At 51.2% G+C, this 9,322-nt stretch carries 6 protein-coding genes; all 6 read left to right on the top strand.

Going from position 1 to position 9,322, the window contains the following annotated elements; all coding sequences use genetic code 11:
- Positions 1-49 precede the first annotated feature (49 nt).
- The 6 genes from AB7D94_RS05070 to AB7D94_RS05045 all read left to right on the top strand — a co-directional run bounded on the left by AB7D94_RS05070 (position 50) and on the right by AB7D94_RS05045 (position 9,305).
- Positions 50-676 carry a Uma2 family endonuclease gene (locus tag AB7D94_RS05070; protein WP_420264644.1) on the top strand — a complete coding sequence of 209 codons (627 nt, stop codon included), beginning with the start codon at positions 50-52 and terminating at the stop codon, positions 674-676.
- Positions 677-814: 138 nt separating this feature from the next.
- Entirely contained in the window at positions 815-2,626 is a 1,812-nt protein-coding gene (locus tag AB7D94_RS05065; RefSeq protein WP_420264643.1) for an FAD-dependent oxidoreductase, read from the top strand.
- Positions 2,619-3,095, top strand: coding sequence for a QcrA and Rieske domain-containing protein (locus AB7D94_RS05060; protein WP_420264642.1), 477 nt, complete (start codon positions 2,619-2,621; stop codon positions 3,093-3,095). Before AB7D94_RS05065 ends, AB7D94_RS05060 begins: the two co-directional genes overlap by 8 nt.
- A gap of 13 nt (positions 3,096-3,108) precedes the next feature.
- Entirely contained in the window at positions 3,109-4,665 is a 1,557-nt protein-coding gene (locus AB7D94_RS05055) for a cytochrome b N-terminal domain-containing protein (RefSeq protein ID WP_420264641.1), read from the top strand.
- A gap of 24 nt (positions 4,666-4,689) precedes the next feature.
- On the top strand, positions 4,690-8,157 hold the full coding sequence (locus tag AB7D94_RS05050) for a molybdopterin-dependent oxidoreductase (protein ID WP_420264640.1): 3,468 nt from the start codon (positions 4,690-4,692) through the stop codon (positions 8,155-8,157).
- A gap of 20 nt (positions 8,158-8,177) precedes the next feature.
- Complete coding sequence (locus AB7D94_RS05045; RefSeq protein WP_420264645.1) at positions 8,178-9,305, top strand: 4Fe-4S dicluster domain-containing protein; 1,128 nt, start codon at positions 8,178-8,180, stop codon at positions 9,303-9,305.
- Positions 9,306-9,322: the final 17 nt, after the last annotated feature.

The following is a 9,322-nucleotide window of genomic DNA, read 5'->3' as shown; positions in this document are numbered from 1 at the left end:
AAAATCATCATGAAACAACCATTTAAGGGACGATTCCGGACAAGCCGGAATGACAGAAATAAGTGAGGCAATTTCTAATGCGATTGCCCTGGTGCAGCAGTTGCTAAAACACAACTCCTTGTGTTTAAATTATCATATGGAGACACAAGTATCAGATACAGACTTTGATTTGACGGAAATAATCAATGGGGTGGAGGTTATGGGGCCAAGTCCGTTTGGAAGGCATCAGGCAATCAGCATGAGGATAGTTGATATTATCCTGTATCATTTGAGGAGTAAAAGAACGGGGAATTTATATTTTTCCCCGCTTGACGTTATTCTTAAAGAGGGTGTGCAGAAGTTGCAACCTGATATCTTATTCATCAGGAAAGAGAATATGGGAATCTTTCAGGATTATATAAGAGGCGTGCCGGATATGGTGTGTGAAATAGTATCTAAGGGTTCGGTTACTAAAGATACCGTAACCAAGAAAAAGATATACGAACAGTTTAGGGTGGCTGAGTATTGGATTGTTATACCTGAACTTGAAACCATAGAGGTTTTTTGCATTGAAGGGGACGGCTACGAGGTGTTTTCCTTAGCAGAAGGTGAGGGCGTGGTTAGGTCGAGGGTAATTGAGGGTTTGGAGATAAATATCAAGGATGTGTTTGGAGACTTCCATTTTCAGGAAGTGTGAAGGGCAGGGGGAAGGTGCGGGCGCGTCTGGTGTATATTGGGTAAAATAATTTGTTATAATTATGTTAAAGTGTGATATAAGTCATAGCAAAGGGTAAATATTAAATGGTTACATAGACGAAAATAGTGAGGTGAGACCATGTCTGAGAAGCCATACAAAGTAGTAGTCCCGGACTATAAGTACTGGAGACAAAACATTAAATGCCAGACCGGCTGCCCTGTTAACACGGACTCAAGGGGATATGTAAAGGCGATTGCCGATGGCGATTATGAGAGGGCATATTGGATAGCGAGGCTGCCGAACCCTCTGGCGTCCATCTGCGGCAGGGTATGCGCCGCCCCATGCGAGCTTGCATGTAGGCGGGGGAGTATTGACGAAGCGGTTTCAATAAGGGCGTTAAAGAGGTTTGTCACCGAAAAATTCGGAGCAGAGGCCAAAACAGACGACTACAAGGGGCATTTGCACGGCAAATTAAAGACTGAGGGACCCGGCATAATGGGGATAGCCTCAGAGACAGATAAACCCGTTTCCATAGTGGGCGGAGGGCCTGCAGGCCTTGCCTGTGCCCATGACCTGGCCCTTATGGGCTACAAGCCGGTGATTTATGAGATGGAAAACATAGTGGGTGGGATGTGTGCCGTTGGTGTGCCGCCGTACAGATTGCCGAGGGAACTGCTGCAAGCCGAAATTGATGTAATAAAATCCCTTGGGGTGGAGATTAGGTGTGGTGTGCAGATAGGCAAGGATGTTCAGTTGAAGGCGTTATACGACGAATCAGCCGCGGTGCTTCTGGCCGTAGGGGCAAAGAAATCGAGGGTGCTGCCGCTTGAGCACTGTAATGCCGCCGGGGTGCGCGGGGGAGTGGATTTTCTGAGGGATGTCTTTACTGGCAAGGCGGTGAAAGCCGGCCCGAAGGTCGTCGTAATCGGAGGCGGCAACGTGGCATATGATGTGGCAAGGACGGCCATCAGGCAAACGGGCGTGCAGTCGGTCACGCTGGTTTGCATTGAGCCGGAAGGACATATGCTTGCCGATAAGGTAGAGGTGGAGGAAGGGCAGGAGGAAGGCATTGAGAGGATAAACAGTTTTGGCCCTGACAAGATACACGTAGATGGAGCGGGGGCCGCGAAATCAGTAACCTTTAAAAAGGTAATATCTATAAACGACCCTGAGGGGCGATTTAACCCCAGATACGACGAGGCGGACAGGATAACAATTGAGGCCGATACGATATTTTTCTCCGTGGGGCAGGCCTATGACCTTTCGTTTCTGGAGCAGTGCGGCCTTGACGTGGCAATGACGCCTCGCGGGATGATAAGCGTAAAAGATGACAAGGTATCCACAACGCTGACGGGACTTTTCGTGGCCGGTGACCTGGCATACGGGCCGAGGCTGATAATAGACGCCGTGGCCTCCGGCAAGGCGGCGGCGATGGCAATTCACGAGTATATAAGTTCCTCAAAACCAGCGCTCAAAATCAGTGAGACGCACACCGTGGTGTCTGGCAACGTGGCTGCCCAGTACTGGGATTATGAGAAGATTCAGCGGGCTGAGACGGGCTCCGCGGAGACCGCCGCAAGGCTCAGCGATGTCTTTGCGCCGGTTGAGACGGGCTACGCCAAAGACGAGGCTGAGATTCAGGGCCAGAGGTGTCTGAACTGCGCCGTCAACACGATATTTGACGGCAATAAGTGCATACTGTGCGGCGGGTGTGCCGACGTGTGCCCGGAGTACTGTTTAAAACTCGTCAGCCTCGACAGGATAAGAGGCAGCGAGACGCTCACAGCCCTCTACGAGGCACGATACGGGAAGGCGTTGGAAGGGGAGGGCAGCGCGATAGTTAAAGACGAAGACAGGTGCATACGGTGCAGTCTCTGTGCGAAGCGCTGCCCTGTTGGTGCGATAACGATGGAGCGATTTTCATTTAAGGAGGTTTTAATCAATGAGTAGCGAGGCTCAGCATAAGGATGGGGTTATAACAAGGCGGGAGTTTTTAAACGCGGCGGCGGCAGGGGCTGCTTTTTTGTCGCTGGCGGCCGTGTTTGCGGGATTGTTCAGGTTTTTAAAGCCAAAGGTGGCGTATGAGGAGGCAACGAAGTTTAAGATTGGAACGCCGGACAACTTCCCCGTGGGTGTGGTTACAAAGTTCGACGAAAAAGGTGTGTTTGTGTTTTCCAGTGAGGATGGGTTATATGCCATATCCTGTGTGTGCACACATTTGGGATGTATGGTGGCGCTTACTGACACGGGGTTTGCGTGTCCGTGCCACGGTTCGATGTTCAATAAAAACGGCAAGGTGGTAGGCGGACCGGCCCCAAGGGCGCTCCCATGGCTTCAGATAAGCCGCAGCGTTGATGGAAGCCTTGAAGTTGACACGGCGATGGAAGTTTCGGCCGGGACATTATTTAAGATCGCATGATTTTGGAGGGACAATGAGTGAATCAAAAAATTCAGGTATAGGGGCACTGTCAGATAACCTGAAGTCTGTTTGGTGTTCGTTTGCGGGGTCTTTTTTCAGGGCCGGCAAGCCCACGTCCGATATGTCGAGGGCTGCCATCATGGTCAACAATTTCTTCCTGCACATTCACAGCGTAAAGACGCACATAAACTCATTGAGGCCCGGCTTTACGCTCGGCATGGGGCTTATCTCAATGATGTTGTGCCTGATAACGGTCGGCTCTGGCGTTGCCCTCATGGTTTATTACAACCCGTCACTGGAAAACGCCTATAACAGTGTTAAGGACATAAATTTCGTCGTCTTCGCGGGCAGGCTTATAAGGAATTCGCATAAGTGGGCTGGCGAGGGGATGATAGTGTTTGTGTTTTTGCACATGGCGAGGGTTTTCTATACGAATTCGTACAAGAGCGGGCGGGAGTTTAACTGGCTGGTTGGCGTGGTGTTGCTGGGTTTGACCTTCATGTTGAATCTGTCGGGGTATCTGCTGCCGTGGGACCAGCTTTCTTACTGGGCGTTGGTGATTGTCTCCAACATCATGCAATCGCCCAAGGAGCTTACCGATTCCCTTGGGCTGACCAAGTATTTTGATGTGGGCGGTTTTTCAAAGGAGCTTTTTTTGGCCGGCCTCAAGCCCGGCAAGGAGGCCCTGACGAGGGTGTATCTGCTGCATGTGGTGTTCCTGCCTGTAACGCTTATGGTAATTGTCGGTGTGCATTTCTGGAGGATCAGAAAAGATGGCGGCCTGACAAAGCCCGATAACTACGCGCCAAGATACGAAGACAGTAAATATGTGATAGCGCCCGACAAAAAGGGTGGAATCTTCACCCCCGCCAAGACCTACGGGCTGATGGAACTGACAAAAGGAAAGACCCCCGCGGTCAACATGGACGTAGAGAATACTGTGTTGAGCTGGCCGAATCTCCTTGTTGCGGAGGCGGCGGTGTTTATGCTATGTCTGGCCGGTGTAATAGCGTATTCGTACTATATCAACGCGCCGTTAAAGGAGCTGGCCAATCCTATGATACCTGAGAATCCGGCCAAGGCGCCGTGGTATTTTCTGGGCCTGCAGGAGCTGCTTTCATACTCGGCCTTCATGGGCGGCGTGGGGCTTCCCACCGTGGCCCTGATGGGACTGGCGTTGATACCATTTCTTGACAGAGAGAAGGACAAGATAGGGATATGGTTTTCGGGGAAGCAGGGCAAGGGTGTTGCCATTGAGGCCCTTTTCGTTGGGGTCATTGCCTTAGTCGGCCTGATGGCGTTTGTGATAGCCTTCGGCTGGTTTAGAAAATGGTGGCCTGACATACCGCAGATATGGATAACCTTCATAAACCCCGGCGTGATTTGGGTAGGGTTTATGATACTGTGGGCGTTATCTGTCACCAAGAGGACAGGGTCAACGAGAATGGGCGCCATAGCGCTGTTTACGATGTTCTTACTCAGCTATCTGATACTGACCTATATAGGAACCGAGCTCAGAGGGCCGAACTGGGGCTTTTACTGGTCAAAGAGCCAGTGGCCGATGCACTAAAAATAAACAGGGAGAGTGATATATATGAGCGATGAGGAAAAAAAGGGAAAAAAAGAGATAACGCGGCGGCAGTTTCTGACGTTTGCTGGTGGCGGGCTGATGCTGGCGGGTATAAACGTCAACGTGTTAGGGCTTCTTGAGTCGAACACGTCAAACCCCCTCGAACAATATCCCAACAGGGACTGGGAGAAGATTTTCAGAAACATATACCAGGAGGACAGCCACTTCCACTTCCTCTGTGCCCCCAACGACACACACAACTGTCTGCTGAAGGCGTTCGTAAAAAATGGCGTGGTAACGAGGATAGGCCCGTCGTATCAATATGGCGAGGCGACAGATTTGTATGGCAACAAGGCCTCGCACCGCTGGGACCCGCGCATATGCCAAAAGGGGGTGGGCCTCGTAAGGAGGCTCTACGGTGACAGGCGCGTCAAGAGCGCTATGATAAGGAAGGGTTTTAAGGACTGGGTTGATAAGGGTTTTCCAAGGGACAAGGAGACTGGGAAACCTCCGGTTGAGTATATGAAACGCGGTGAGGACAAGTGGCTTAAGGTCTCATGGGACGAGGTCTATGACATAACGGCAAAGACACTGCGCAACGTGGCCGAGACATATTCAGGTGAACAAGGTACGAAGTATCTGCACAAACAGGGATATGACCCCGCCGTGGTGGAAGCGACACACGGTGCAGGGGTGCAGACCCTTAAATTCAGAGGCGGTATGGCGTTGCTTGGCGCTACGAGGATCTTCGGGTATTACAGGTTTGCCAACATGCTGGCCCTTCTGGACGCGAAGGTGAGAAATGTCAAACCGGAAGACGCGCTGGGTGCGCGCGGCTGGGACAGTTATTCATGGCACACCGATTTGCCGCCCGGACACCCCATGGTAACCGGAGCGCAGACCAACGAGTTTGAGCTGTTTGCGGTGGAGAGGGCAAAGCTCCTCCTTATCTGGGGGCTGAACTGGATAACGACGAAGATGCCTGACGCCCATTGGATGACAGAGGCCAGATTAAAGGGCGCCAAGGTGGTGGTTATAACGGTAGAATATCCGGCAACCGCATGCCGCGCCGATGAGGTAATCGTTATCAGGCCCGGCACAGACCCGGCCCTTGCACTGAGTTTGGCGCAGGTTATCATAAAGGAAAAGCTCTACGATGTAAATAACATAAAGAAAAATACCGACTTGCCGTTTCTTGTAAGGCTTGATACCCTCAAACTCCTGCACCCCGAAGACGTGATTCCGGGCTACAAGAGAAAAAACGCGACAAGAAAGACCAACGTCATGGGTAAGGACGTAAAACCCCCGCTGATAAAAGAACAGGGAGACCAGTACATAACAGAGGGACTGTTTAATGAGTGGCAGGACTTCGTCGTGTGGGATGCAAAGAAAAACGCCCCCGCGGCCATCAGCAGGGATGACTATGGCGACCAGATGCCAGCAGACCCGGTGCTTGAAGGGCTGTTTGATGTTACAACGGTAGATGGAAAGAAGATTCAGGTACGCCCCGTGTTTGATTTGATGAAGGAATATGTCAACGAAAACTATACCCCCGAACAGGCGGAGACTGTAACGTGGGCGCCTAAGGAGGCTATAATATCCCTCGCCAGACAGATTGCCAACAACAAAGAGCAGACACTGTTCACAACAGGTATGGGGACAAACCAGTACTTTAACAACGACTTAAAGGACAGGTCAATATTCTTTCTGTGCGCGCTGACCCGAAACCTCGGCTATCCCGGGGGCAACGTGGGAAGCTATGCCGGCAACTTCAGAGGGGCATTAATAGGCGGTTTGGGGCTGTATGTAATCGAAAACCCCTTCGACTTAGAGCTTGACGCCACGAAAAAGCCGAGAATCAAGAAATTACTCAAATATGAGTCCGCCCACTTTTTTAACGATGGCGACAGGACGCTGCGCGTAGGCGGACATCTCTTTGCCGGAAAGGGACATATAAACACGCCGTCTAAGGTAATGATGATAAACAACTCCAACTCGCTGATAGGAAACGCCAAGGGCCACTACGACGTCGTGTTCAACACGTTGAAGGGGTTTGAGATGATAACTGTGGCCGATTACTGGTGGACTGCCTCGTGTGAGTATGCAGACATCGTGTATGGCTGCGACGCACCGGCGGAGTTTAAGAAATACGACTTTACCGCCTCCTGTACGAATCCATTCGCTCAGGTATATCCGAGGACGCCGCTGCCGAGGATATTCGATACGAAGCCGGACGTTGACATACTTGCGGGGGTTGCCATAGCGTTAGGAAAGCAATTAAACGACAAGAGGTTTGCTGAGCATTGGAAGTTTGTAACTGAGGACAAGATGGAGGTGTACTCGCAGAGGATAATAAACGCCTCGGCGAATCTTGCGGGATATACCATACAGAAGCTGGAGGAGGACGCCAAAAACGGAAGGCCGGCCCTGATGAACTGCCGCACGTATCCAAGAATATCCAGCTATGAGCAGGTTCACGACGGCACACCGTATTATACGAAATCCGGCAGGCTTGAGTTCTATCGCCACGAAGACGAGTGGATAGAACACGGCGAAAACATGATTGTTTACAGAGAGCCGATAGACGCGACGTTTTATGAGCCAAACGTAATTGTTGGCAAAAAACATACCGCCATAAGGCCGAAAAAACCAGAGGACTGGGGATTTTCGTCAAATGACCTCTCCACAGATACCAGGCAGGTAAGAAACATTCAAAAGTCAGTAGAGGAGTTGATGCAGACAAAGCATCCGCTTATGAAACAGGGCTATAAGTTCATCCTGCACACGCCTAAGTACCGCCACGGGGCGCATACCACGCCGTCTGACACGGATTTGGTTGCCGTGTGGTTCGGGCCGTTTGCCGATATGTACAGGCGCGATAAGAGGATTCCATTCGTTACAGAGATGTATGTTGACATAAACCCGCTTGACGCCAAAGAGATAGGCGTAAACGACGGCGACTATGTCCATATTGACGCAGACCCCGAGGACCGTCCATACAGGGGGGCAAAAAAGACCGACGAGCATTATAAAGTCGCAAGGCTTCTTTGCCGTGCGCGCTACTATCCGGGCACACCGCGTGGTGTGACGAGGATGTGGCACAACGTCTACCCGGCAACCATAGGGAGCGTCAAAGGACACGAGACCAGACCGGACGGCCTTGCCAAAAACCCTGAGACAAACTATCAGTCCTTGTTTCGCTATGGAAGCCACCAGAGTACGACGCGCGCGTGGTTGCGCCCAACGCTGCTTACGGATTCCCTTGTGCATAAGGAGATGTTTGGCCAGACAATAGGAAAGGGGTTTGAACCTGACATCCACTGCGCTGACGGCGCTCCAAGGGAGGGTTTTGTTACGATTCAAAAGGCTGAGGACGGCGGCATAGACGCAAAGGGGCCGTGGAGGCCGGTAAAGAGCGGAATTCGCCCTACTATGGAGAGTGAAACCATGTTGGCGTTTATAAACGGAAAATTTATAGCCACTAAAAAATAAGGAGACCAGTCCCTATGCAAATGAGAAAGGTTTATAACTGGCAATTAGGCAGGAATGCGTCGTACATATATCCGCAGGTGAGGCCGAAGAGGCAGTGGGCTATGGTCTTCGACCTGAATAAGTGCATAGCCTGCCAGACATGCTCACTGGCATGTAAGACGACATGGACGTCCGGCAAGGGCCAGGAATATATGTTCTGGAACAATGTGGAGACAAAGCCCTACGGTGGATATCCGGTGAGCTGGGACATGGGAATACTGTCCAAACTGGGGCCGCAGGAGTGGCATGGAGAGAAGTACGCCGGTAAGACCCTCTTTGAGGCGGCGGAAAAAGATGAGAAGATACTCCAGCACATAGCCGCCGATGAGGACTGGGCACATCCAAACATAGGTGAGGATGAGATAGCCGGTTCAGTGAACAAGGGCGACTGGCTTACCTTGCCTCATAGAGTTTGGATGTTCTATCTGCCAAGGACATGTGCCCACTGTACGTATCCGGCGTGTCTGGCGGCGTGTCCAAGAAAGGCGATTTACAAAAGGCCGGAGGACGGCATCGTCCTCATAGACCAGTCCCGCTGCCGTGGTTACAGGGAGTGTGTGCGGGCGTGTCCATACAAAAAACCGATGTTTAATGTGGAGACGAGGATAAGCGAGAAGTGCATAGGGTGTTATCCCAAGGTTGAACAGGGACAGATGAGCCAATGCGTGACCAACTGCATAGGAAAGATAAGGCTGCACGGGTTTTTGAGCACTCCTGACAAGGCGGTTAAAGACAATCCAATAGATTATCTGGTGCATGTGAGGAAGCTGGCGCTGCCGCTTTATCCACAGTTTGGCACTGAGCCGAACACATACTACATACCGCCGATTCATGCGCCGGTGACATATCTGGAGCAGATGTTTGGCCCTGGCGTGGGCAATGCCATCAGGACGTATAAGAGCATACCCAGCGACGAAACCCTTAAGGGATTGCTGGTCTTATTCGGGAGCATGGAGAAAACCCTCTCTTCGTATAAGGTTGACGAGAAGTTCGCGTACGGTTACGACGAAAAAGGTAACGAGATAGTCAAAGTACCCGTGACCGAACCTATGTTTGTGAGGGAGTTTTTCGATCAAAAACTCAAAGTATTCAGGCAAAATACACCTTAAAGGGGGTTTGGAGGCTG

This window comes from Candidatus Magnetominusculus dajiuhuensis (genome assembly GCF_046044395.1).
In the GTDB taxonomy this organism is placed as follows: Bacteria; Nitrospirota; Thermodesulfovibrionia; order Thermodesulfovibrionales; family Magnetobacteriaceae; genus Magnetominusculus; species Magnetominusculus dajiuhuensis.
The sequence above is the reverse complement of the archived record's forward strand: the minus strand, read 5'-3'. Positions and strand labels throughout refer to the sequence as shown.